General features: G+C 61.6%; 22 protein-coding genes, 1 tRNA gene, 1 other RNA gene and 1 pseudogene. 18 read left to right on the top strand and 7 right to left on the bottom strand.

The features are described from left to right. Positions 1-25: 25 nt before the first annotated feature. Entirely contained in the window at positions 26-1,315 is a 1,290-nt protein-coding gene (locus G8767_RS22990; protein WP_166811966.1) for an MFS transporter, read from the top strand. Between the two features lie 22 nt (positions 1,316-1,337). On the opposite strand, the gene G8767_RS22985 is transcribed toward G8767_RS22990, so the two are convergent. Together G8767_RS22985 and G8767_RS22980 are read right to left on the bottom strand one after the other, a co-directional pair. Then, a complete protein-coding gene (locus G8767_RS22985) occupies positions 1,338-2,117 on the bottom strand; it encodes a helix-turn-helix domain-containing protein (protein ID WP_166811964.1) in 780 nt (259 codons plus the stop codon). Between the two features lie 39 nt (positions 2,118-2,156). Next, a complete protein-coding gene (locus tag G8767_RS22980) occupies positions 2,157-2,828 on the bottom strand; it encodes a response regulator transcription factor (protein WP_166811962.1) in 672 nt (223 codons plus the stop codon). Positions 2,829-2,961: 133 nt separating this feature from the next. On the opposite strand from G8767_RS22980, the gene G8767_RS22975 reads away from it, so the two are divergent. Beyond that, a complete protein-coding gene (locus G8767_RS22975; RefSeq protein ID WP_007731580.1) occupies positions 2,962-3,270 on the top strand; it encodes a DUF6191 domain-containing protein in 309 nt (102 codons plus the stop codon). A 28-nt stretch (positions 3,271-3,298) separates the two neighbouring features. Here the strand turns inward: G8767_RS22975 and G8767_RS22970 are convergent, their stop codons facing one another. Beyond that, entirely contained in the window at positions 3,299-4,117 is an 819-nt protein-coding gene (locus G8767_RS22970; RefSeq protein ID WP_166811960.1) for a pentapeptide repeat-containing protein, read from the bottom strand. A 140-nt stretch (positions 4,118-4,257) separates the two neighbouring features. Between G8767_RS22970 and G8767_RS22965 the strand changes: the two genes are divergently transcribed. The 3 genes from G8767_RS22965 to G8767_RS22955 all read left to right on the top strand — a co-directional run bounded on the left by G8767_RS22965 (position 4,258) and on the right by G8767_RS22955 (position 5,708). Continuing rightward, complete coding sequence (locus G8767_RS22965; protein ID WP_166811958.1) at positions 4,258-4,566, top strand: hypothetical protein; 309 nt, start codon at positions 4,258-4,260, stop codon at positions 4,564-4,566. Positions 4,567-4,728: 162 nt separating this feature from the next. Beyond that, positions 4,729-5,298 carry a hypothetical protein gene (locus tag G8767_RS22960; protein ID WP_095969587.1) on the top strand — a complete coding sequence of 190 codons (570 nt, stop codon included), beginning with the start codon at positions 4,729-4,731 and terminating at the stop codon, positions 5,296-5,298. Then, positions 5,295-5,708: a YbaB/EbfC family nucleoid-associated protein gene (locus G8767_RS22955; protein ID WP_166811956.1), complete on the top strand. Its 414-nt coding sequence runs from the start codon at positions 5,295-5,297 to the stop codon at positions 5,706-5,708. Before G8767_RS22960 ends, G8767_RS22955 begins: the two co-directional genes overlap by 4 nt. A gap of 57 nt (positions 5,709-5,765) precedes the next feature. Here G8767_RS22955 and G8767_RS22950 read toward each other — a convergent pair. Continuing rightward, a tRNA-Ser gene (locus G8767_RS22950) sits at positions 5,766-5,853 on the bottom strand. A 136-nt stretch (positions 5,854-5,989) separates the two neighbouring features. On the opposite strand from G8767_RS22950, the gene ffs reads away from it, so the two are divergent. The 4 genes from ffs (at position 5,990) to G8767_RS22930 (ending at position 9,478) form a co-directional block, all read left to right on the top strand. Beyond that, an RNA gene (gene ffs, locus G8767_RS22945) (signal recognition particle sRNA small type) lies at positions 5,990-6,089 on the top strand. A gap of 42 nt (positions 6,090-6,131) precedes the next feature. After that, complete coding sequence (locus G8767_RS22940) at positions 6,132-7,424, top strand: aminotransferase class I/II-fold pyridoxal phosphate-dependent enzyme (RefSeq protein WP_095969589.1); 1,293 nt, start codon at positions 6,132-6,134, stop codon at positions 7,422-7,424. A gap of 98 nt (positions 7,425-7,522) precedes the next feature. Continuing rightward, positions 7,523-8,878, top strand: a complete 1,356-nt coding sequence (locus G8767_RS22935) for a glycosyltransferase 87 family protein (RefSeq protein ID WP_166811954.1) — start codon at positions 7,523-7,525, stop codon at positions 8,876-8,878. 18 nt (positions 8,879-8,896) lie between these two features. Further along, positions 8,897-9,478, top strand: a complete 582-nt coding sequence (locus G8767_RS22930) for an HhH-GPD-type base excision DNA repair protein (protein WP_019746526.1) — start codon at positions 8,897-8,899, stop codon at positions 9,476-9,478. A gap of 7 nt (positions 9,479-9,485) precedes the next feature. On the opposite strand, the gene G8767_RS22925 is transcribed toward G8767_RS22930, so the two are convergent. Continuing rightward, on the bottom strand, positions 9,486-10,394 hold the full coding sequence (locus G8767_RS22925) for a LysR family transcriptional regulator (protein ID WP_166811952.1): 909 nt from the start codon (positions 10,392-10,394) through the stop codon (positions 9,486-9,488). Between the two features lie 101 nt (positions 10,395-10,495). Between G8767_RS22925 and G8767_RS22920 the strand changes: the two genes are divergently transcribed. After that, entirely contained in the window at positions 10,496-11,542 is a 1,047-nt protein-coding gene (locus tag G8767_RS22920) for a putative sulfate exporter family transporter (RefSeq protein ID WP_166811950.1), read from the top strand. Here G8767_RS22920 and G8767_RS22915 read toward each other — a convergent pair. Continuing rightward, entirely contained in the window at positions 11,535-12,539 is a 1,005-nt protein-coding gene (locus G8767_RS22915; RefSeq protein WP_166811948.1) for an AraC family transcriptional regulator, read from the bottom strand. The two genes, G8767_RS22920 and G8767_RS22915, sit on opposite strands and share 8 nt — an antisense overlap. Positions 12,540-12,739: 200 nt before the next feature. Here G8767_RS22915 and G8767_RS22910 point away from each other — a divergent pair, with 200 nt between their 5' ends. From G8767_RS22910 to G8767_RS22880, 7 genes and pseudogenes are all read left to right on the top strand, one after another. Next, complete coding sequence (locus tag G8767_RS22910) at positions 12,740-13,714, top strand: quinone oxidoreductase (RefSeq protein ID WP_133728618.1); 975 nt, start codon at positions 12,740-12,742, stop codon at positions 13,712-13,714. A 30-nt stretch (positions 13,715-13,744) separates the two neighbouring features. Next, positions 13,745-14,644 carry a TauD/TfdA family dioxygenase gene (locus G8767_RS22905; RefSeq protein ID WP_166811946.1) on the top strand — a complete coding sequence of 300 codons (900 nt, stop codon included), beginning with the start codon at positions 13,745-13,747 and terminating at the stop codon, positions 14,642-14,644. 51 nt (positions 14,645-14,695) lie between these two features. Next, positions 14,696-15,748 carry a 3-keto-5-aminohexanoate cleavage protein gene (locus G8767_RS22900; protein ID WP_166811944.1) on the top strand — a complete coding sequence of 351 codons (1,053 nt, stop codon included), beginning with the start codon at positions 14,696-14,698 and terminating at the stop codon, positions 15,746-15,748. Positions 15,749-15,843: 95 nt separating this feature from the next. Beyond that, a pseudogene (locus G8767_RS22895) lies at positions 15,844-17,204 on the top strand (MFS transporter). Beyond that, positions 17,204-17,809, top strand: coding sequence for an alpha/beta hydrolase (locus G8767_RS22890; RefSeq protein ID WP_166811942.1), 606 nt, complete (start codon positions 17,204-17,206; stop codon positions 17,807-17,809). The pseudogene G8767_RS22895 and the gene G8767_RS22890 overlap by 1 nt, the downstream one beginning before the upstream one ends. Beyond that, the gene (locus tag G8767_RS22885; RefSeq protein WP_166811940.1) at positions 17,802-19,403 is read left to right on the top strand and encodes a long-chain fatty acid--CoA ligase; all 1,602 of its coding nucleotides are present in this window, start codon (positions 17,802-17,804) and stop codon (positions 19,401-19,403) included. The genes G8767_RS22890 and G8767_RS22885 overlap by 8 nt, the downstream gene beginning before the upstream one ends. Further along, entirely contained in the window at positions 19,400-19,771 is a 372-nt protein-coding gene (locus G8767_RS22880) for a carboxymuconolactone decarboxylase family protein (RefSeq protein ID WP_095969600.1), read from the top strand. Before G8767_RS22885 ends, G8767_RS22880 begins: the two co-directional genes overlap by 4 nt. A gap of 6 nt (positions 19,772-19,777) precedes the next feature. On the opposite strand, the gene G8767_RS22875 is transcribed toward G8767_RS22880, so the two are convergent. Further along, entirely contained in the window at positions 19,778-21,091 is a 1,314-nt protein-coding gene (locus G8767_RS22875; protein WP_095969698.1) for an ammonium transporter, read from the bottom strand. Positions 21,092-21,253: 162 nt separating this feature from the next. On the opposite strand from G8767_RS22875, the gene G8767_RS22870 reads away from it, so the two are divergent. Next, positions 21,254-23,488: a DNA polymerase III subunit gamma and tau gene (locus tag G8767_RS22870; RefSeq protein WP_166811938.1), complete on the top strand. Its 2,235-nt coding sequence runs from the start codon at positions 21,254-21,256 to the stop codon at positions 23,486-23,488. Positions 23,489-23,600 lie beyond the last annotated feature (112 nt).

The raw sequence follows: 23,600 nt of genomic DNA, 5'->3' as shown, positions 1-23,600 counted from the left end.
TCCACCCTCACCCCTAAGGAAAACCATGTCCACGGCAACTACGCCAACCTCCGGAACTGTCACCCCGGAACGCCTGGCCGCTGCTCGCAAGGCGGTGATCAGCAGCTCACTCGGCGCTGCGCTCGAATGGTTCGACGTCATCGTCTACGCGTCATTCGCAGTGGTCATCGCCCATAACTTCTTTCCCGGCGGCGACAACACACTCGGCCTGATACTGACGTTCGCGACGTTCGCGATCTCGTACGTCATCCGCCCGCTCGGCGGGATGGTTCTCGGCAGCTACGCAGATCGTCGCGGGCGCAAGAATGCCCTGACGTTGACGATGATGCTCATGATGATCGGCACCCTCATCATGGCTGTGGCGCCGACGACCTCGATGATCGGGCCGTGGGCCGGCGTCGTCATCCTGATTTCGCGACTCATTCAAGGGTTCTCTGCCGGCGGTGAATTCGGCACTGCCACAACCTTCCTCGTGGAAACAGCGCCCCACAAGAAGGCGTTCTATTCTTCCTGGCAGGTCGCCAGTCAGGGCGCCTCGGTTTTCCTGGCATCGTTGTTCGGATACATGCTCAACACCCATCTTTCGCATGAAGCGCTCTACTCGTGGGGCTGGCGCGTTCCGTTCTTCTTCGGCATCATCGTCGGGCCGGTCGGCCTCTACATCCGTGCCAAGCTCGATGAAACGGACGATTTCAAGACGAGCGTTCCGGAAAAGGCTCCGCTGAAGACGACGCTGACCAGGCACCTCGGCCGGGTGCTGACCGGTGCCGCAGTAGTGGGCGTCGCGACTATCTCGATCTACCTCATCTTGTACATGCCGACGTTTGCCGTGAAGAACCTCGGAGTCTCTGCCTCTGCCGGCTATCTCGGCGGCATCGTCGCCGGACTGGTCACCTTGATCACCGTGCCGTTGATCGGGCATCTTGCAGACCGGGTCGGACCTGCGAGAGTTATGACCTGGGCCTCCGTTGCGGCAATCGTCTTGGCCTGGCCGCTCTTCAAATTGATGGTCGGTCACCCGTCGACTCTGACGCTCGTCGTGGTTGTTTCGGTCCTGGGTGTCATCATGGCGTTTGCCTTCGGTCCCTTGCCCGCCCTGATGAGTTCGCTTTTCCCGGCGGAGATCCGGGCTACCGGAATGTCTTTGTCGTACAACCTCGGCGTGACCTTGCTCGGCGGAATCGCGCCATTGGTCTTGACCTGGTTGATCAGTACAACAGGCTCGCTCGACGCTCCGAGCTACTACTACATGACCGTCGCAGTGCTCTCCCTCGGCGGTCTGTGGTCTGCCAGAACGCTTTTCAGGCAGAAGTGACGGCAGGAGGGCGCGGAAGCAATTACGCGACCGCGTCTCCCTCTGCCAGCGCGACGACGGTATCCGACCCGTGCCAGTCGGGGGCTTGAGTTCGGAGTAGAGCTGCCGGGGTCAGTGAAGAGATTCGGCGGCATTCACGAGTCAAGTGGGCCTGATCGCTGAATCCGCAGTGCGCTGCGGATTCAGCGAGTCCCAGCGCGGGTCGACTGCGAGCGAGCGCCATGAAGCGCTGGAGGCGCAGGATCGAGCGCAGCGTTGCCGGGCCGTATCCGAAGGCGTCGTTGCATCGACGTTGGAGTTGGCGCGAAGTCAGTGCCGCCGCGTCGGCGAGAGAGCTGACATTCCACGAATGTTCGGACAGTGCGGTGCGAACGTGGTTGATCACCGGATCGTGGCGGAAACTCGAACTTGCCCAACTCCGGACAGCGCTCTCGAGAATGGAGACTTGTTCGTGGTCTTCGGAATTCTCCAAGCGGTTCAACAGTATTCGTTCGGTGCGTGCGTCGGTTACATCGCTGAGGTCGGCGCGAGAATCCCGAAGCTCGGACGCCGAGGTTCGCAACATGGGCGATGCCGATCCTGGGCGGAATCGAACACCCACGGAGCGTGTTCCGGGCGGAAGAGTAAATGACCACGCAGCGGTTTCGGGGCCACAGACGCGTATGCCGACGCCACGTATCCACAGCACGTCCATGCAGGCGTCGGGCACGAGGAGGTGTTCACCTTCTGCACACGCCGTCCAGCCGCACACCAGGATGTCGGAGAGATCCGAGGCGACCGATTGTGGTGTGTACCAACCCATGACATCAGCCTATCGAGGGGCACCGACACGAAGGCGATTTCAGTCGACCGGGCCGAAGCGGTATCCGAACCCCCGGATGGTTTTGATGTATTTCGGTTTTGCTGGATTGGATTCGAGTTTGGATCGCAGACTGAGAATGGTCGCGTCGACCACACGCGTCCTTTCGTGGTCGGAACCCCAGACGTTTCGGATCAGGTGATCACGTGAGTACACGCGCCCAGGCTCGGTCGAGAGTTCCAGGAGTACCCGCCATTCGGTCCGGCTGAGAACCAGCAGCTTTCCACCCAATGTCGCCGTCATCGCACGTCGATCGAGGAGTAGGTCACCGCGACGTTGGTGCTTGTCGGGGGCGGGATGGGCGGTTTCACGAAGGATCGCCGTGACCCGAAGATCGAGCGCGTGAGAATCGATCGGGTTCAGTACAAAGTCCGAAACAGCGCCATGTGGTGCTTCGTCGATGTCCTCGTGGGTGTCCACCAACATCATGATCGGCATCGAACTGCGCAAGCGGATCTGTCGTGCAATCTCGTAGCCGTCGATGTCCGGTAACAGGAGATCGATCACGGCGATATCGAAACTGTCGGTGTCGAGGTCGTCCAATAGGCGGCGCCCGGTGCGGACGAGCTGTGTTTGATGACCGAAATGAACTAATTCGGTCCCGAGTGTCCGGGCAAGCTCCGAACGGTCGGTAGCTGCAAGTATCAAGCTCACGTGAAATCCTCCCCCCGAAGGTGTTACTAGTCGTAACAGCGTGCATTGTGGCAGATCATCTATCGCATGGCCACAAGAAGGTGGCTGATCGAAAGTTGCGGGAAGCGGGGGCGTTCGTCGCTAGACTTCTTTCATGGGCACTCTGTTCGCGTTGACGCTGCCAGGCTTGCTCGTGCTGCTGGTCCTGTTCGCATTCGCCGAGACTCTCTGGAACCGGCTCACCGGTGGTCGGGCACTGCCGTGGACTCGAGGACGCACGACTCGTCCGGTCTCGGCAGCAGGCTTCGAAGAGGTTGCTGCCCTGTTTCAGGGCTCCAAGCATCATGAATTCGAGCAACGGCAGAGTGCATTGATGCATCGTGAGGACGGAACCGACGGTGACCCGCCGTGGGTGTCCGTCGATCCGGAAGCCAACAAGGTCGTTCTCCGTCGACGGAGTTGACAGTCGACGGAGTTGACGGTCGTCGGGCTCAGGCCCAGTGGCTGGGGCGGGTGAGCGAATCGGGAAGCGTGGTAGCCGAATCGCCGATCGCCGCGTTGATCTGGAATTGAGTGAGAAAGATACTGCCGCGGAGTTTTGCGCCGCGAATGTCGGTGCCGCGTAAGTCTGCACCGATCAGATCGGCCCGATCGAGATCGCAGCCGCGCAGGTCTGCCCCGATCAGATAACTGCCGCGAAAGTTGGCCCCACGCAGGTCGGAACCACGGAATCTGGCGCCGATGAGGTCTGCGCCGCGGTGGTCGAGTTTGCGACCCTTCTTGCCCGAGACCTGTGAGCGCACAAGGTCACTCGTCTGCAAGAGCAGTATGTTCACTACCGCTCGGTGTGCCGAGACGTCGACGCCTCGAACCTGCGAAGGCGTGCCGTTGGTCAGGCTTTCCGTCTCAGCGAGTGCCGCGTCGAGTTCCTTCCGAATCGAGTGGGTCTGCTTCAGTGAGCGGGCTTCGGTGAGATACCAGAGCAGTTCGTGCAACTGGCGTACGACAGGGAAGGTTTCGAACATGTCTGACGCGGTCTCCGGGGCATCTCGCCAACTGATGCCGTCGTAGGTATGCTGCGAAACCTTCTGTCCCGCACCGAAACAGTCGTAGACGGTGCAACCGGTGAAGCCCTTCTTTCGCAATCCGGTGTGAATGCCGCAGCGGAAATCCTGCTGCAGGTTTTTACAGGGGTCGCCTGCATTCTTGTTGGTCGCGAAGTCGGAGGACTTGGAAAAGGGGAGTGCGACGCAGCACAGGCCGAAGCAATTGCTGCAATCCGCGAGCAGATTGGTCTGGCCGGCAATCACGCGCACTCCTGATTGTTGGGTTGGACGGAAAGTGTGTCTTCGGGTTCGTGAGTCTGTCAAACGAAATTGCGTGGTTCTGAAGCAGTCGATGCGCTGCTAGGCTGCTTTTTCGCATGTCGATTCGAAGCCGGGGGGCTTGGGTGGGGAACGAAATACTGCAAGCAGATGCCGAGTTGTTACGGGCCTTGTCCGAGGCCGTGCGAGACCAAAGCGCCGTGATTGCCGGCATCGAGGTGTCCGGAATCCTTGCTGACGCGGCAGCTGCGATGCCCGGTTCGGCTAGCGGCCCGGCCGCCGTGCGGGCCGGTGACCCGATCACCGCCGGATACCGCGCTACCTCGGCGATGTTGACGTCGATGGCTGACGCCGCGCAATACAGCGCAGACAGCTATGACGCTGTCGTAGTCGCTTTCCGGAACCGACTGGCGACCTACCAGGCGCCTGTGTAGATGGCGACAATCTCTCAGGTCCACGCGTGGAATCCAACTGCTTTCGCTACCGCCGCTACGGCTTTGGAGCGGAGGAACCGCGACTTCTCTCACACGGTGGAAGCGGCACACCGCTCCGACTCTTGCCGGGATGGGCCACGTGATCGCCGGACTAGGAGCGCCATGACCAACGCAACTCGACGCGGTCGAGCACTCGGCTCGGGCAGTATCGCGGTGGCAGTGCTGCTGTCGGCGTGTGCGACGACGGAGAACGGAAAAGTGATGGAAGCCGACATGAATCTGACCCGCTCACAGGCACAGGCCAAAGTGATCGAGTATCTGACCGAAACGATCGCGGTACTGCCGCCGGGTGCCTACCTGACGCGGTATTCCGAGCTGAGCAAGAAAGTCACACTCAGCCCGGGTGGCATCGTCCCGTGCAACGACAGTAATCTGTCGAAGGACACATCCGTGGACTACGGCGTGATGTATTTCCTCGAGTCTTCTGACGCTGCGAGCATTCCAAGTTTCGGCGACACGATCCGCAACCTATGGACTGAGCGCGGCTGGAAGTTTCGAACGTACGACTCGGCCGGGGACACGACGAGCACCGAAACCATTTTGCCGGATGGATATCGGATGGTCTTCGACGAGCATCCACGCGGAGCGGGCCTGAGCGGGTCGTCGCCGTGTTTCCCCCGACCCGAAGCGTCGGATCATCCGAATGCGCCCGTGCAGATCGATCAGCCATGACCGGACCTGCGTCCTCGCTTCCGGAGTTGACTGTCCTTGCCCGCCAAGTCGACATCGAGGTCGGGAAAGTTCGCGCCCGCGCAGATGCTGGAGGTGGGGCCGTCAGCGTCGAAGTCGACGCGTACGGTGCGATCTCCGACCTGCAATTGACCGAGAGTTGCCTACGGGCCGGCGCCGCTGCACTCTCCGACGCGATCACACAGTCCCACCGAACCGCTTGCGCGGCAGCAGCGGCGGCCGCGCAGGAACTTCGCGCACCTCTCCTCCGCGACTCTCGTGTCGTCAGGGCTATGGAGGCGTTCAATCAGGTGCCGGCCGCACCCGAGATCTATCTGCAGCGACGAGCTAGCCGTGCACCGGTCGACGACGACCCACCTTTCGGTGGCGGTTCGTTCATGGGGCGTGCCTGAACCCTGGCAAAAAAGAACCCCTGTGAACCGCTTCTCGGCAGTCCACAGGGGTTCCTTTGGCGGAGGATAGGGGATTTGAACCCCTGAGGGCGTTAACCCAACCCGCGTTCCAGGCGAGCGCCATAGGCCACTAGGCGAATCCTCCGTGGAGCAGCATACCCAATTGCGGGCGCGAAGCGTTAAACGGGTGCCTGAGCTGCGAAGAACCAGTGGATCGCGGGGTTCGCATCTCCACCCCGGTAGGTGGTGTGCAGCGGCCGACGAAAGCCGTCTACACTGTTCATTGGATCCCGCGCGGCGCGCATCCTGTGAACTCCCCCAGGGCCGGAAGGCAGCAAGGGTCAACGGGCTCTGCCGGGTGCGCGGGGTCCTCTATTTTTTTCACATACCCGACCCCGCCTCGTCGGTGAAAGGCCGCTCCGGATGCCTATCCAAACCCAGATCGGGTTGATGAGCCATGAAGAACTCACCTCCGAGCATGAGAGCCAGAGCGCGAAGTACACGCAGCTCCAGGCGCAGAAGCTCGCACTCGATCTGACTCGCGGTAAGCCTTCCCCGGAACAACTCGACCTTTCCGCAGAGCTGCTGACGCTGCCCGGCGACGGTGATTTCCGTGACGGAAGCGGCACCGACTGCCGCAACTACGGCGGACTCACCGGTCTGCCGGAACTGCGCGCCATCTTCGGCGAGCTGCTGGGTATCCCCGTTGCGAACCTTCTCGCCGGGAACAACGCGAGCCTCGAGATCATGCACGACAACGTCGTGTTCTCACTGCTTCACGGCACACCTGATTCGGCCCGGCCGTGGGCACAGGAAGAGAAGATCAAGTTCCTCTGCCCCGCACCCGGCTACGACCGCCACTTCGCGATCACCGAGTCCCTCGGTATCGAGATGATCGCGGTGCCGATGAATCACGACGGCCCCGACGTCGTGAAGATCGCTGAACTCGTCGCGTCAGATCCGCAGATCAAGGGCATGTGGGCGGTTCCGGTCTACGCGAACCCCACCGGTGCCGTGTACTCCGAAGAAATTGTCCGGACGCTCGCGTCGATGCCGACGGCTGCGCCCGATTTCCGCCTGTACTGGGATAACGCCTATGCCGTGCATCCGCTTGTCGGCGAGACTGCGCCGTCCTACGACATTCTCTCGATGGCTGCGGAGGCCGGACACCCCAACCGTCCGCTCGTGTTCGCGTCGACGTCCAAGATCACTTTTGCCGGCGCGGGTGTGAGCTTCTTCGGTGGCTCGGCGGAGAACCTTGCCTGGTACCAGAAGTTCCTGGGTAAGAAGAGCATCGGACCGGACAAGGTCAATCAGCTTCGCCACCTGCGTTTCTTCGGCAATGCCGACGGCGTTCGTGCGCACATGGAGAAGCATCGCGCGTTCCTGGCGCCCAAGTTCGAGCTCGTACTGCGAATCCTCGAGGATCGTCTCGGTGCGTCGAAGGTCGCGTCCTGGACCGAGCCGAAGGGCGGATACTTCATCAGCCTCGACGTGGTCGACGGCACGGCCAAGCGGGTCATCGAACTGGCGAAGAACGCGGGTATCGCGCTCACTGCGGCCGGATCGGCTTTCCCGTACAGCACGGATCCGGACGACCGGAACATCCGGTTGGCCCCGAGTTTCCCGTCCACGGCTGAACTCGAAGTTGCCATGGACGGCGTGGCTACGTGTGTCCTGCTGGCTGCCACCGAATCGCGTCTCTCCGAGATCTGAGTTCTCGAAGCGGCGTGCCCGGTCGGTACTTTTCGGTCTTGTCTTGTACCGTTCGGAGCATCAATTCCCGACATAGGGTGTAAATCCCGGAGGTTGTAGTGACGGGCGCGATCAACGCTTCGGATGGGCCTTCTTTCGAGGCACACACCGCGAATTCAGAGTCGGTCATCGAAGCTGACATTCCGCGTCGCAGTCTTCGTGTCGGTGTTCTCGGATTCTCTGTGCTCGGTGTTCTGGCAGTCGCGTCCGTGCTGATGGTTCTGTTCGCCGTGCCGATGAATACGCGGTACTGGGGGATCTTCGAAAACTTCCTCGATCTCGACGTCTACCGCCACGGCGGGAGTGTCGTGGTTCAGGGCCTTCCGCTGTACGACGGTCCGGTTCTGCAGGGAATGATGTTCACGTACACGCCGTTTGCGGCTTTGCTGTTCACGGTGTGGGCGGTGCTCTCGTTCAAACAGGCGATTGTCGTGTGGACAGGTTTGAACATCGCGGCGTTGTTCGCGGTGATCGTGTTGTGCTGGAAGTACCTCGGCTACCGGCTCGACGTGAAGGCCTACGCCGCCAGTGCGTTGGCCACCACGATCTTCCTGTTCATGGAACCGATACGCACGACGCTCTGGCTCGGGCAGATCAACATCTTCCTGCTGCTCCTGATCGTGTGGGACCTCGGTCGGGACGAGAAGAGTCGGCTCCGAGGAATCGGGGCAGGCATCGCCGCCGGCGTGAAGCTCACTCCGGCCTTCTTCTGGGCGTACCTCTTCATCACTCGTCAATGGCGTGCGTTGGTGACGGCCGTCGTGACGTTCGCGGCGACCGTCGCGATCGGCTTCGTCGTGATCTACAACGATGCGTACAAGTACTGGACCGGCACCCTCGTCGACAGCGAACGCGTCGGACCGACGGATGCTCCGAGCAACCAGTCCGTGTCCGGACTGATCGCCCAACTCACTCACACTCCGGAGCCGTCGAAGGCCCTGGTTCTCGTCTTCAGTGCGCTGGCGGTGTGCCTCGGACTCGGAGCGGCGTGGGTTGCGCATCGGCACGGTCAGAAATTGCTCGGCCTCACCATGACTGGGTTGACTGCGACCACCGTCTCGCCGTTCTCATGGGGTCATCACTGGGTATGGTTCGTCCCGCTGGTCGTCCTCACCGCGCACTACGCGATGGTGTCGAAGAAGCGTTTGGCGTGGGTAGCGCCGTTCGTGTTCCTGCTCCCGGTCTTGAACTGGTCTCACACCTGGTGGGACCCGTCGGTCATTCCCGGTACGGATCGCTTTGTCGGCATGGGCTTGTTCATGTTCGTGCCGCCCGAGTATCTGCGGATTCCGACCGTCGGCGTCTACCTGTGGGTCTTCACGCTTGCCGCGGTCTCGACCTTGGTTCTGTTCGGCTGGAAGAAGTGGAAGATTCCGGCGCCGGATGCGTCGGCGCCGGTCACAACTGCCCCTTGACGTGGCAGTATCGGACTCATGGCACTTCAACTGAACCTTGTCGGTGACCCCGAAGCCGATGCTCTCCTGGCCGAAGACCCGTTGGCGTTGTTGATCGGAATGCTTCTCGATCAACAGGTTCCGATGGAAACGGCCTTCCTCGGTCCGAAGAAGCTGGCGGATCGGCTCAGCGGCATCGACGTCAGGCGTATCGCCGACATGGACACCGACGAGTTCATCGCGATCTGTGCCGAGCCTCCGGCTGTGCACCGATTCCCCAAGTCGATGGGCGAGCGTATCCAGCTCATGTGCCAGTTCATCGTCGAGAATTACGACGGCGACACTGCGGCGATCTGGACGTCGGGAAATCCCGACGGCAAGGAAGTGCTGAAGCGGCTCAAGGCACTGCCCGGATACGGGGATCAGAAGGCCCGGATCTTCCTGGCGTTGCTCGGAAAACAGATCGGCGTCGAGCCGAAAGGTTGGCGTCAAGCGGCCGGCGACTACGGGCTCGAAGGTTCGAGGCGCTCGATTGCAGACGTGGTCGACGAGCAGTCCTTGCTCGAGGTCCGTGAGTTCAAGAAGGCCGCAAAGGCAGCAGCGAAGGCCGACAAGAAGTAAGTCGCTTTCAGGGTTTCCGGGGCCCGCTCGCACGCACTACTTTCATCAGGTCGCCTGCGGGGCCCTCGAGCTGACGCGGCGGACGCCACACCGCACGCAGGGATCGGTCGAGCTCCAAGCCTTCGACGGCTACGACCCGAAGCTCTCCCTTCTTCACCTGATCCTCGACGGCCAGTGTGCTCAGTACCGCCGGACCGACGCCACCGAGCACGCTGGTTCGAATCGCGGCCGAACTACCCAGTTCCAACAACGGTGCAGCGCGCTCGTATTCGTGTAACGCCAGGTCGAGAGTTGTTCTCGTTCCCGATCCGGGCTCACGCACCAGCAGCGGTGTCGCTGCCAGTTCGGCGACGGTCAGGGGCTTTCGTCGACGTGCCCATGGATGGTCCGGATGAACGACCACGACCAGCGAGTCACGCGCGACGGTGACGCTGGACAGGGTCTTCGGAGCGGTCGGGGACTCGACGAATCCGAGGTCACACATTCCTACTTCGACGGCTTCGAGTACGCGTGTCGAGTTGTAGACCTGGAGGTGGACGGTGACACCGGGATGCAGCGATCGAAAGACGCCGAGCCAGGCCGGGATCAGATGTTCGGCGACGGTCATGCTGGCGCAGACGGTCAATTCCGCCGATCGTTCGGTCCGCATCCCTTCGGCGACGTCGAGAAGCTGCCTCGAGTTGGCGAGGACGCGGCGCGCCCAGTGGACGATGACGGTCCCCTGCGGAGTCAAGGTTGCCCCCGTCGACTTTCGGTGTATGAGTGGCATCCCGAGCTGCCGCTCGAGGGCTTTGACGGCGCGGCTGGCATTCGGCTGTGCGATGTGAGCCAGACGGCTTGCAGCACTGAGGCTTCCATGATCGTCGATACCGACAAGTAGCTCGAGAGTGGTGAGTTCGGGCCACCTTCTGGTCATGCAGACAGGCTATACCCAGCACCCTTTCCATATCGATCTGATATGCCGTGATGGTAGAAATCGCCCTACCGGGACGATGATGGCTGAAGGACTCTGGATGGGTGAACCGTGATGTGAAGTCCGTGGCCGAGAAACCCGCAGTCGCCCCTTCGTCAGAAGTGCGACGGTGGTCGAACCTCGCCGCATTGACGCCCGGAGTTGCGTTGTGCGCCTTGGGGGCCGCGGTCGCACTGGTAGCCGGTCGGTTCACCTCCGCCGTGAGTCCGCTGCTGATTGCGATTGTCGCGGGTGCGGTGTTGGCGAATACCGTTGCCTTGCCGGCAAAACTCCAACCTGGCCTGGCATTCTCGGCGAAACGACTACTTCGGGTGGGGATCGCTCTGCTCGGACTGCAATTGATGTTCTCCGACATCGTCGGTTTGGGTTGGGGAGTGATCGCCGTTGTGGTGGCGATAGTGTTCCTCGGTATCGCCGGGACCATGTATGCCGGAAAGCTTCTCGGATTGAGTTGGTCGCAGAGGATTCTGATTGCCTGCGGCTTCTCGATCTGTGGCGCTGCCGCTGTGGCTGCGGCAGACGGTGTTGTGAATGCGCGGGAGGAAGAGTTGCTGACCGCCGTAGCGTTGGTGGTGATCTTCGGAACTCTGATGATTCCGACAATCCCATTGTTGGCCAATGCTTTCGGTATGAGCGAGATTGGCGCAGGCATGTGGGCCGGTGGGTCGATCCACGAAGTCGCGCAAGTAGTGGCTGCAGGCAGCGCTCTCGGCGCCACCGCGTTGGGTGTCGCGACCGTCGTGAAACTTGCGCGCGTGTTGATGCTGGCGCCGGTCATGGCGTTTCTGAGTATCCGGCAACGCGCGATGGTCGACAACACTGCCACCAAGCGTCCCCCGCTGATTCCGTTGTTCGTTGTGGCATTCATCGGCTGCATGGGTTTGCGATCCACAGGAATGCTGCCGAATGAGCTTCTCGGATTGGCGAAGACAGTGCAGACGGCGCTGTTGGCTGCTGCGATGTTCGCTCTCGGGTTGGGAGTGCGGTTGAGCGTCATTCGTGGAGTGGGTGCCCGACCATTCGTGCTGGCCGCGATTTCCACCGTGTGGGTGGCGACGATCGCCTACGTCGGAGTCGTGCTGGTCAGCTGATCGAGCGTTGAGTCCGCCATGCGCTCGGGCTCATCGAGAACTGAGTGCGAAACCAGCGCGAGAAGCTACCCTGCGTCGAAAACCCCAGGTGTACCGCCACTTCGGTCAACGAATAGCGAGGGTTGGCGACAAATCGTTCCGCGAGGGTGCTTCGGACCGAATTGAGAACGGCAGTGAACGTATCTCCGGATTCGGCGAGATGGCGGTGCAGTGTCCGCCGGTCGAATCCGAGGCTTCGTGCTACCTGCTCGACCGAGCAGCGGCCGGTCGGAAGCAGAACTTCGATCAATTCCTTGGTGCGGCTGAGTGTGTCGGAGGTTTCCGATGCGGGAAGTGAGTCGAGGAACTGGCGAGCGTACGGCCGGAGCAACTCGTCGGACAGTTGGTTTGCCGCATCCAGGTCGGCGGCGAAGAAAACGATTCCGGTGAATTCGTGATCGAATTCCACGGTGTCGCCGAGGATTCGTCGATGCGTGCTCGTATCTTTCGGGGCATTGTGCGTTAATCCCACGCTGACCGGATGCCATCGAGAACCCAGAAAACTTCGCAGGATCTGCAGCGTCGCGCCGACTGCGAGTTCGACGCTCTGTCTGGTGTCGACCGGCTCGCCGACCTCGAGCGAGATTCGCAGGGTGGCGAGTCCGTTGACCTCGTTCAATCGGATGCGCAATGACTCGTTGTACGTGTGCTCGTATCGCATCAATACGTCGAGTGCGCTCCTGACGTCTGGTTCTTCCCTGATGACCAAGCTGAGGGGACCGAGATTGGACAGTCGACGCAGGCCGGCGAGTAGAAGCCCGAAGTCTTCGTGTCCGGACTCCGCTGCCGATCGCTCCAGGAGCGATGCGATGGAGGCGGCCGGTACCCATTGGTCCGGGTTCGCCAGACTTGCCGGGCTCAGGCCGACACTTCTCATCAGGGCCACAGCGTCGACGTCCACTGTTCGGCACAGGTCGACGTAGCGGTTCAGTGATGCGTAACGGGCGAGTGGCTTCAAGGGGCCTCCTTTACTCGATGTCCCGAAATGTTGTGTTGCGTGTCTCGTCAAGTTAAGCATGTGAGCCGGATCTCACATAGTTTTGTTCACATCAGTTCGGCACGACCGCGAAGTCGAGCACCGACTTCTGGAAGTTGTTGCGTACGAATGCAGCTCGACCGCAATCGAGTCGAGTCCGCCCACAGAATTGGAGAGCATCGATGGCAAACGCCATTCGGTTCCACGAGATCGGCACACCGTCCGTCATGCGTTGGGAAGAGATCGAGGTAGGACGACCGGGCGTCGGAGAGGTTCGAGTTCGCCATGAAGCGGTGGGGTTGAACTTCGCCGACACCTACTTTCGAAGCGGCCTCTACCCTGCGCAATTGCCTGCCGGGATGGGCGTTGAGGGTGCCGGCGTGGTCGAAGAGATCGGCGAGGGAGTCGTCGATTTTGCAGTGGGGGACCGCGTGACCTACACCGGCAGTCCGCTGGGTGCGTACGCCACCGAGCGGATCATGGCGTCGTCCGACCTGATCGCGCTTCCCGACGGCATTGCCTTCGACACCGCGGCCGCCATGACCATGCGAGGGTTGACTGCCGCATACCTTCTGCGTCGCATCTACCCGTTGAAAGCGGGGGACACCGTGTTGCTGCATGCTGCGGCCGGTGGTGTCGGACTGATCTTCACCCAGTGGGCAAAACTGTTGGGAATCAAAGTGATCGGCACGGTTTCGAGCGACGAGAAGGCGAGCGTCGCCCGAGCGCACGGGTGCGATGAAGTCGTCATCTACACCCGCGAGGACGTCGTCGCACGTGTCAAGGAGATCACCGGGGGTGTCGGCGTGCCGGTTGTCTACGACAGTATCGGGCAATCCACCTTCGACATCTCACTCGATTGCCTTGCCAGGCGCGGGCTGCTGGTGTGCTTCGGAACGGCCTCCGGACCGACTCCGCCGATTCAGGCAATGCAGTTGGCAGTCAAGGGATCTCTTTTCCTCACACGTCCGGCTCTTGCCGATTACATCGCGGATCCCGAAGAACGTGCCGAACTGGCGGGAGAACTGTTCTCCCACGTCGAGTCCGGGCGAATCAAGATCGAGATCAACCAGCGATACCCCCTTGAAGATGCGGTGCGTGCGCACCACGACATGGAGTCCGGTCGCAGTATCGGTTCCTCCGTCTTCTCCGTCTGAACCGAAACAGCACTTCCCAGAGGAATTGTCATGACCAACACCGCAACGCTGACAGAAAACCTTCCCTCGTCGACGAGTACGATCCGCGTCGAGAAATTGACCTGTTCGATCGGGGCAGAGTTGTCCGGGGTGGATCTCGGCGAGGTCGCGCGAGATGATGCACTCTTTGCCCAAATCAAGGGATTGTTGCTCGAACACAAGGTTCTGTTCTTTCGTGACCAGAACTTCTCCAGAGCCGAGCACGTTGAACTTGCCCAGCGATTCGGTGAACTCGAGGATCATCCGGCCCTGGGCAGCGACCCCGACCACCCAGGTCTGGTCCGCATCTACAAAGACCTGGACAGCCCGCCGGAGCACTTCGAGAATGCGTATCACTGCGACGCCACCTGGCGCGTCAACCCGCCCATGGGATGTGTATTGCGTTGTGTGGAAACACCTCCTGTCGGCGGCGACACGATTTGGGTGAACATGGCACTCGCCTACGAGAATCTGTCGGCGCGGGTCAAGGACCAGATCAAGGATCTGCGTGCCAGGCACAGTATCGAGTCGACCTTCGGCGCTCGGATGCCGATCGATCAGCGGCACCAGCTGAAGGAACGCTTTCCCGACGCCGAACACCCCGTGGTACGAACACATCCGGAGACCGGCGAGAAGATTCTCTTCGTCAATTCCTTCGCCACACACCTCGTGAACTATCACACGCCCGAGAACGTCCGCTACGGAATCGATTACGCCCCCGGCGCCGGGAATCTGCTCACCTACCTGGCTAGCCAGGCTCAGATTCCCGAGTACCAGGTTCGGTGGCGCTGGACCGAGAACAGCGTCGCGATCTGGGACAACCGTTCGACACAGCACTACGCGGTGCAGGACTACTGGCCTGCTGTTCGAAAGATGGAGCGCGCCGGAATCGTCGGCGACGCACCGTTCTGATCTCTCTTTTCAGCCCCGAAGAAAATTCATTCACTCGATCGGAGTCACGCTATGCATTTCCACGACGATTCACTGTTCCCCGAAACCCAGGACAAGCTTGTCATCACCGTTGCTCCCTACGGACCGGAATGGGAGCCGGACGATTTTGCGGAAGACCTACCGCTGTCGATGGACGAGCATGTCCAGCAAGCCGTCGACTGCTTCAATGCCGGTGCCACCGTTCTCCACATCCACGTGCGTGAACTCGACGGCAAGGGCTCGAAGCGTCTGTCGAAGTTCAACGAGCTTCTCGGCCGCCTGCGTGAGGCCGTTCCCGAGATGATTCTGCAGGTCGGCGGCTCGATTTCGTTTGCTCCGGAGGGGGAAGGCGCCGATGCGAAGTGGATGTCCGACGACGTGCGCCACATGCTTGCGGAATTGGAGCCGGCTCCCGATCAGGTGACGATCGCGATCAACACCAGCCAGATGAACATCATGGAACTGATGACCGACGACGACATCGCAGGTACGTCGATGCAACGTCCGGAATTGGCGGACACGTATCGGGAAATGACCGTGCCCGCCGGTCCGGAGTGGGTGGCAGAGCACCTGCGACGGCTGCAGGCCGCCGGAATCCAGCCGCACTTCCAGTTGTCGAGCATTCCGCAGCTCGAAACGGTGGAGCGGTTGATCCGACGCGGCATCTACACCGGCCCGGTCAACCTCACATGGGTGGCAATCGGCGGCGGCTTCGACGGCCCCAACCCGTACAACATGATGAACTTCGTCCAGCGGGTTCCCGACGGTGCCTGCCTGACGCTGGAAACGCTGATGCGTAGCGTCCTGCCGGTGAACACGATGGCGATCGCGATGGGCCTGCACGCTCGTTGTGGCAACGAGGACACCATCTGGGGCCGCAAGGGCGAGAAGATGACATCGGTGCAGCAGATCGAGCAGTTGGTGCGCATTGCAGGCGAATTGGGCCGTGAGGTGGCTACCGCGAAGGAAGCTCGGGACATCTACCGGATCGGTGAGACGTATGCCGACACCGACGAGACGTTGGCGAAGCTGGGTTATGCACCCAACCGCCGTATCGGCCAGCTGGGATTCACGCAGCACACCTGAGTTCGCCCCCTCTCGTACAACAGTTCCGGGGGTACGAACCGCATCGGTTTCGTACCTCCGGAGCCCCGTCTACCTCGAGTACTCCTAGGAGAGTCATGGGATTGCAAGCTCCCGCCACGTCACGTGTGGACACCGCGCTCGGAATCGGTGGACGACGAAAGTTCTACCCGTGGATCGTTTTCGCCCTGGCCTTCGGTCTTCTGCTCTCGGACTACATGTCGCGGCAGGTGCTCAGTGCGGTCTTCCCGATACTGAAAGCGGACTGGGATCTTTCCGACTCGCACCTTGCCTCCCTGAGCAGCGTGGTGGCATTGATGGTCGGGCTGTTGACGTTCCCGTTGTCGCTGCTCGCGGACCGCTGGGGCCGCGTCAAGAGCTTGATCTTGATGGCGGTGTTGTGGAGTGTCGCGACGTTGCTGTGCGCAATTGCTCAGACCTACGAGCAGATGTTGGGCGCCCGGTTCCTGGTCGGTGTCGGTGAAGCGGCGTACGGCAGTGTGGGTATCGCCGTGGTGCTCAGCGTATTTGCGCCCCGCGTGCACGCAGCTCTTGCCGGTGCCTTCATGGCGGGTGGATCGTTCGGTTCGGTCATCGGTGTGGCAATCGGCGGGTTCATCGCAGTTCAGTTCAGTTGGCGGTGGTCTTTTGCTGCCATGGCGATCTTCGGACTGATCCTGGTTGCACTCTTCCGTGCACTCGTCACCGAGAAGAAACTCACTGCCTATGCCGTCGAGGCCGCTCCGGATGCTGCCGGGGAAGTGGCGAGACACGACGGTTTCCGGGCGCCGGTGTCATCGCTGTTCACCAATCCGGCCGTGTTGTTCGCCTACATCGGTGGCGGTCTCCAGATGTTCACCGCCGCTGTACTTCTGGCGTGATTGCCGAGCTTCTTCAATCGCTACTACGATTTGGCCCCGGACAAGGCCGGCGTCACGGCTTCCGTGTTCGTCCTCCTGGTCGGGAGCGGGATGGTGGTCTGCGGTTTCATCACAGACAGATTCAGCCGCGACGATTCGGCGCGGAAATGGACCACCGCCATCGTCTATTGCGCTATCTCATTGGTTACGCTGAGCATCGGGCTCCGGTTGGGCACGGGGACAGCGCAACTCGTGTTGCTCGGTATCGGTGCGTTCTTCTCCGCCGGTTCGTCGGGGCCGACAGCGGCGATGGTCGCGAACCTCACCCATCATTCGATTCGAGCGTCGGCGATGGGCACGCTCACCGTTGCCAACAACCTTCTGGGACTGGCTCTCGGTCCCTTCGTGGTCGGCATTCTCGCCGATCACCTGGGCCTCCTCGGCGCGCTCCAGCTTTCGCCCTTCGTCTATGTCGTCGCGGCCCTCGCACTGATTGCGGGCAAGCGAGCCTACCCGGCGGGAATGAGGCGGCTGGCGACATTGCAGAAGGGGCCCGAAAGCCTCGGCGCCACTGAAGAACAGACGTTCGGAGTTCATGATGAATGAATCAACCACGGTAGTAATGGTTCCCGGTCTGCGGGATCATGTCGAGGATCATTGGCAGACTCACCTCGCGCGCAGGCTCGACAACGTTCTGACGGTTCCTCCCCTCGAGACCGACAAGCTCAGCCGCGATGCAAGGGTTGCGGCGTTGGACGAGGTGCTGACAAGTGTTGGCGGGCCGGTGGTCCTTATCGCGCACAGCGCCGGAGTCATGACCGTTGCTCACTGGGCGAGGGCGCATTATCGAGAGATTGCCGGCGCACTACTGGTCACGCCGGCGGATCTCGAACTTCCGCTGCCCGAGTCCTATCCGTCGCTCGAGGAGCTCGACCGGAACGGGTGGCTACCGATACCGCGTCAGCGTCTGCCTTTTCCGAGCACGGTCGCGGCGAGCCGGAACGATGCGCTCGCCGGATATCGCCGAGTAGTGGGTTTGGCTGAAGGATGGGGGAGTCGGTTGCTCGATCTGGGTGATGTCGGACATCTCAATCCGGCATCCGGATACGGGTATTGGCCGCGGGCGGAATCGATGGTGTGGGAACTGCTCGAGTCGGTGTCGCTAGTCGATTCCATGGAGCAGGAGGACCACAGTCATGCTTGACCTTGCGACTCTGCTGGAAGACTCGGCCCGGCGATACCCGGAACGGGATGCGCTGGTACTCGGGAAAGCGAGGCTGACGTATGCGCAGTTCGACGCCTACTCGAATCGCATTGCCCATCTGCTCGTCTCGCGGGGTGTCGAGCCAGGTGACAAGGTGGCGTTGTCCTGCCCGAACATTCTCGAGTTCCCGATCGTCTACTACGGCATTCTCAAGGCCGGCGGCGTCGTCGTTCCTCTGAACATTCTGCTCAAGGGACGCGAAATCGCCTATCACCTGGCTGATTCGGAAGCGAAGCTGTACTTCTGTTTCGAGGGAAGTCCCGAATTGCCGATCGCCGAGTACGCCATCGCCGGGTTCGAGCAGAGCGAGAGATGTTCGTCCTTGATCGTGATCAGTGCCGAGTCGGGTGCACCGTCGTCGATCCTCGGAGTCGAGACTCTAAGCGAAGCACTGGCATCCGTGTCCGGCACGGAAACGCCTGCAGCCGCGGTTGTTCGTGAACCGACGGATACCGCGGTCATTCTCTACACCAGCGGCACGACCGGAAAGCCCAAGGGCGCCGAACTCACTCACTCCAACATGGTCTTGAACGCACTGTCGACCAACCGGTTGTTCGAGAGCGTTCCGTCCAGGCATGAGCGATATCTCCTGACTTTGCCGTTGTTCCACTCGTTCGGCCAGACAGTGACCATGAATGCGGGAATCTGCGTCGGTGCCACCTTGGTGTTGATGCCGCGCTTCGATGCGACCGCGGCACTCGAGATCATGGAACGCGAAAAGATCTCGGTCTTCGCGGGCGTCCCGACCATGTACTGGGGACTCCTCGGCGTGCTGGACGAGGTAGTGGAATCCGGGGTGGATGTCGAGACCGTTGAACAGAACATGCGGTGCGCGATCTCCGGTGGCGCAGCGCTTCCCGTCGAAATCTTGACACAGTTCAAGGAACGCTTCGGTGTTCAGATTCTCGAAGGATACGGCTTGTCCGAGACCTCTCCGCTGGCATTGTTCAGTGACCCCGAGAGTGACCCCCGGCCCGGTTCGATCGGCGTGCCGATCTGGGGTGTCGAAGCGAGGCTTGTCGATGACTCTTGGCACACGATCACCGGCCCCGATGAAGTGGGCGAGTTGGCCATTCGCGGGCACAACGTCATGAAGGGCTATTTCAACCGACCCGAGGCGACGGCGGAAGTCATGTGCGAGGGATGGTTTCGCACCGGGGATTTGGCACGGGTCGATACCGACGGAAATTACTACATTGTCGATCGTGCGAAAGACATGATCGTGCGGGGCGGATTCAACGTCTACCCACGCGAAATCGAAGAGGTTCTGCTCACCCACCCAGCCGTCTCACTCGTCGCTGTCGTCGGGGTGCCGGACACGAGCCTCGGCGAAGAAGTTGTCGCGTTCGTGATCCGAGAGCCGAGTGAAGAGATCTCCGAATCGGATCTCGTGGAATGGTCGCGGGAACAGATGGCCGCCTACAAATATCCGCGCCGCATCGAGTTCGTGCCGTCGCTGCCGATGACGGCAACCGGAAAGATTCTCAAACGTGAACTGAATCAAGAATTTTCGATGGCCGGAGGAGATCGATGACTGACGTTCGAGCAAGTGAAGCATTTCCCGTCACCCAGGCCATGAAGGATTCAGGTGGCTGGAATCCGTTGTGGGACGGCCTTTCGGAGCTGGATCCCGAGTGGACCGAGCTGTACATGACGACAGCGATGCAGCCCTGGAACAGTGGGGTGCTGTCACCTCAGGTGATCCAGTTGCTGTGCATTGCCGTCGATGCGGCGAGCACACACATGTACGCGCCCGGCGTACGACGCCATATTCGCGCCGCGCTCGACATGGGAGTGACCCCGAAGGAGATTCTCGAGGTGCTGAAACTGACCACCGTCGTCGGGATTCATTCCTGCAATGTCGGCGTTCCGATCCTGATGGAGGAAATCGCGAACCGGTGAGGGCGGTCAGTCCCGCTCGCGGTTCTCCCGTTCCTCACGCTGACGCTGGAGGAACGGGCTGGGGTTCTGTCCACCGATCGGACCGTGGCCGAGGACTCCGTGCTCGTAGGCCGACTCCGCGTGCAGTGCAACGTCGATTCCGCGGGCCTCGTCTTCACGCGAAATACGGAAGCCGAAGGTCTTGTCGATGAGCTTTCCGAGACCGTAGGTCACACCGAAGGCATAGAGCGCGACCACGACGACACCGACGAACTGCTTGCCCAACTGCGAGAATCCACCGCCGAAGAACAAACCTTCCGGACCGCCCGTCATCACGGCCGTCGCGAGGAGTCCGATCAGCAACGAGCCGACGATTCCACCGACGAGGTGCACGCCGACGACGTCGAGGGAGTCGTCGTAGCCGAGCTTGTGCTTCCATCCCACGGCGTACGAGCAGACGATGCCGGCGATCAGACCGATGACGAGCGCACCGAACATGTTCACCGTTCCGCACGACGGGGTGATCGCGACCAGACCGGCGACGACGCCCGAAGCTGCGCCGAATGTGGTGGGGTGTCCGTCACGGTTCTGCTCGACGAACAGCCAACCGAGGAGTCCGGTGCAGCCGGCGACGAGGGTGTTGAGGAAGATCTGCGAGGCCATACCGTCGGCCGCAAGTGCCGACCCGGCGTTGAATCCGAACCAACCGAACCACAGCAGTCCGACACCGAGCAGGACGAACGGCAGATTGTGCGGACGCATCGACTCGGCCTTGAAACCCATCCGCTGGCCGAGGACCAGCGCCAATGCCAGGCCTGACGCTCCGGACACGATTTCGACCACGAGGCCACCGGCGTAGTCGAGTGCGCCCATCTGGGCGAGCCATCCCTGCGGATTCCACACCCAGTGAGCGACGGGGACATAGACGAGCAAGGACCAGATGGGGACGAAGATCATCCAAGCGGAGAACTTCGCGCGGTCGGCGATCGCACCACTGATGAGTGCTGCAGTAAGGATTGCAAACGTCAATTGAAAGGTTGCGAACAACACTTCCGGAACGTTCCCGTGCACGGTCGACGGGTCGATGCCCGCCATGCCGATGTGCTCGAGTCCGCCGATGATGCCACCGTGATCGTCGCCGAACACGAGGCTGTAGCCCACGAACAACCACGCAACCGTGACGAGTGCGATGGAGACGAAGCTCATCATGATCATGTTGAGTACGCCCGTCGAGCGGACCATGCCGCCGTAGAACAGCGCGAGTCCTGGCGTCATCAGAAGTACCAGTGCAGTACTGACGAGCAACCAGGCAGTTGCTCCGGCATCGATGGTGGCGGGCACAGTCTTCTCCTCACGCACGCGGACCAGCCCGCGTGCACGGAACCCACGATGAGTGCGCGCGGTTTCCTCCGCACTGCGATTGTGTTGCGAACATGTTTCGGGAGAAGTCGACAGTGCACCCGCACCGGACCACCTGTCGTGGGTCGCCGGTAGTCTTTGCGCGTGGCCCTGTACCGGAAGTATCGACCCGCGTCCTTCGCCGAGGTGGTGGGGCAGGAGCATGTCACCGCACCGCTCAGCACGGCCCTCGACACCGGACGCATCAACCATGCCTATCTGTTTTCCGGCCCGCGCGGCTGTGGAAAGACGTCGTCGGCGCGAATCCTGGCGCGTTCGCTGAACTGTGAGCAGGGACCGACGTCGACGCCGTGCGACGTGTGCGACTCGTGCGTTTCGCTGGGCCCGGGCGGCACAGGCAACCTGGACGTGACGGAACTCGACGCCGCAAGTCACGGTGGCGTCGACGACACCCGAGAACTCCGAGACAAGGCGTTCCACGCACCCGCCGCTTCTCGCTACCGCGTCTTCATCATCGACGAGGCACACATGGTGACGGCGGCGGGCTTCAACGCGCTGCTCAAGATCGTCGAAGAGCCGCCGGAGCACCTCATCTTCATCTTTGCGACGACGGAACCGGAGAAGGTTCTCCCGACCATCCGTTCGCGTACACACCACTACCCGTTCCGCCTGTTGGCGCCGTCGACCATGCGCGGACTCCTGGAAAAGATCTGCGCCCAGGAAGGGGTACCGGTCGAGCCCGCTGTATACCCGCTGGTCATCAAGGCTGGTGGCGGTTCGCCTCGTGACTCGTTGAGTGTCCTCGATCAGCTGCTCGCGGGAGCCGGCGAAGAAGGCGTCACGTATCCGCGAGCGCTCTCTCTTCTCGGGGTCACCGACGTCGCACTCATCGACGAAGCAGTCGACGCTCTCTCCGCCAGTGACGGTGCCGCCTTGTTCGGCACTGTCGATCGCGTGATGGACGCCGGTCACGACCCACGCAGATTCGCGCTCGATCTCCTCGAACGTCTGCGTGATCTGATCTTGATGCAGGCCGTCACCGACGCCAGCGAACGCGGGTTGGTCGACGCGCCAGAGGCCGAGCTGGTCACGATGCGTGAGCAGATTCAACGGGTTGGTCCCGCCACGCTCACCCGCTTCGCCGAAACCGTCCACGCTGGTCTCAGCGAAATGCGAGGGGCAACGGCGCCGCGGCTGCTGCTCGAAGTGATGTGCGCGAGAATGCTGCTCCCTTCGGCCTCCGACGCCGAGTCGGCCGTGTTGCAGCGGCTCGAGCGCCTGGAACAAGGTATTCCGGCTGCTGGAGTCGCGGCTGCCGCCGCCCCTCGCGCGGCAGCAGCGCCGGCACCGACCGTGCCGCCGCTCGAACCGGAGATTGCTTCCAAGTTCCAACGGCCCTCGCAACGCAAGGCCGAGCCTGAGGCACGGCCGGAACCAGCGGCACCTGCGCCAGCGGCGACGCCGCCGGTTGTGGAGGCTCCTGTCGTCGAACCGCCGGTAGCGGCAGTTCCCGTCGTCGAGCCTCCCACGGTCGAGATCGTCGATCCGCCAGTTGCCGAAGCTCCAGTGGTTGAAGCTCCGGCTGCCGAGGCTCCAATAGTTGAAGCTCCAGTCGTTGAAGCTCCAGTCGTTGAACCACCGGTTCCTGCTCCGGCCGAAGCGGAAGATCCCATCGGACTCTCGGAGCCAGAACCGGACTACGAGCCCGAGCCCGAGTACGAGGAGCCGGCGGCTGCAGAAGCTGCGCCGGTCTCGGCAGGCCCCACAGTCGAGACTCTCCGTGAATCGTGGAACACCTTGCGCAACAAGGTCGGTGAACGAAACAAGGTTCTTCCGGCCATGCTGTCCGCGGCGACGGTTCACGATGTGCGTGGACATGTCGTGGTCATCGCTCACGGCTCGCCGGTCCTGGGTGCTCGTGTGACACAACCGCACAACGCGGCGGTCATCTGCGAGGTCCTTGCCGAGATGTTCGGTGGCACTTGGCAAGTCGAGTATCAAGAAGGTGCACCTACGGCGCCGGCAGCGTCGAGTGCTCCCAAGTCGTCCGAAGCTCCGAGCCGCCCTGCCGCTGCGCCGCGATTCTCTCGCCCCAGCCAGGAGCGCGCAGCGCAGCAGCCCAAGGCTCCGCAGCCCCAGCGCGGGGATTCGGACGACATTCCGCCGCCCGAGGCCCCCGACTATCCGGAAGACCCTGGACCGGCCCCTGCTCCGGAGGTCGACTACGAGGCAACTCCTCCGCCTGCAACGCCGGAGGACGAGGATGAGATGTTCGCGGAAGCTGCTGAGCCCGCTGATCCGACTGCCAGACGTGATCCCGAGGATGTTGCAAAGGAACTCCTCAAGGACGTCCTCGGAGCTCGCCGCCTCGAAAGCTGAGTTGCCCCCTTGGTCTGTGTGCGTGAAACAGCTGTCGGAATGTCGCAGCACCACTGTGTGATCGAATTGTTATAAGTGCCGTTCCCTTGTGCGCGCACGTGCCGAAAGCGCA

The sequence above is a fragment of the Rhodococcus sp. IC4_135 genome (assembly GCF_011602025.1).
Classification (GTDB): Bacteria; Actinomycetota; Actinomycetes; order Mycobacteriales; family Mycobacteriaceae; genus Rhodococcus_F; species Rhodococcus_F baikonurensis.
The sequence above is the reverse complement of the archived record's forward strand: the minus strand, read 5'-3'. Positions and strand labels throughout refer to the sequence as shown.

What these genes read in the sequence shown, in the direction of transcription:
- G8767_RS22990 (WP_166811966.1), top strand. Translation starts at nt 26, where the DNA reads ATGTCCACGGCAACTACGCCAACCTCCGGAACTGTCACCCCGGAACGC.
- G8767_RS22985 (WP_166811964.1), bottom strand. Translation starts at nt 2,117, where the DNA reads ATGGGTTGGTACACACCACAATCGGTCGCCTCGGATCTCTCCGACATC.
- G8767_RS22975 (WP_007731580.1), top strand. Translation starts at nt 2,962, where the DNA reads ATGGGCACTCTGTTCGCGTTGACGCTGCCAGGCTTGCTCGTGCTGCTG.
- G8767_RS22960 (WP_095969587.1), top strand. Translation starts at nt 4,729, where the DNA reads ATGACCAACGCAACTCGACGCGGTCGAGCACTCGGCTCGGGCAGTATC.
- G8767_RS22955 (WP_166811956.1), top strand. Translation starts at nt 5,295, where the DNA reads ATGACCGGACCTGCGTCCTCGCTTCCGGAGTTGACTGTCCTTGCCCGC.
- G8767_RS22940 (WP_095969589.1), top strand. Translation starts at nt 6,132, where the DNA reads ATGCCTATCCAAACCCAGATCGGGTTGATGAGCCATGAAGAACTCACC.
- G8767_RS22930 (WP_019746526.1), top strand. Translation starts at nt 8,897, where the DNA reads ATGGCACTTCAACTGAACCTTGTCGGTGACCCCGAAGCCGATGCTCTC.
- G8767_RS22925 (WP_166811952.1), bottom strand. Translation starts at nt 10,394, where the DNA reads ATGACCAGAAGGTGGCCCGAACTCACCACTCTCGAGCTACTTGTCGGT.
- G8767_RS22910 (WP_133728618.1), top strand. Translation starts at nt 12,740, where the DNA reads ATGGCAAACGCCATTCGGTTCCACGAGATCGGCACACCGTCCGTCATG.
- G8767_RS22905 (WP_166811946.1), top strand. Translation starts at nt 13,745, where the DNA reads ATGACCAACACCGCAACGCTGACAGAAAACCTTCCCTCGTCGACGAGT.
- G8767_RS22900 (WP_166811944.1), top strand. Translation starts at nt 14,696, where the DNA reads ATGCATTTCCACGACGATTCACTGTTCCCCGAAACCCAGGACAAGCTT.
- G8767_RS22890 (WP_166811942.1), top strand. Translation starts at nt 17,204, where the DNA reads ATGAATGAATCAACCACGGTAGTAATGGTTCCCGGTCTGCGGGATCAT.
- G8767_RS22885 (WP_166811940.1), top strand. Translation starts at nt 17,802, where the DNA reads ATGCTTGACCTTGCGACTCTGCTGGAAGACTCGGCCCGGCGATACCCG.
- G8767_RS22880 (WP_095969600.1), top strand. Translation starts at nt 19,400, where the DNA reads ATGACTGACGTTCGAGCAAGTGAAGCATTTCCCGTCACCCAGGCCATG.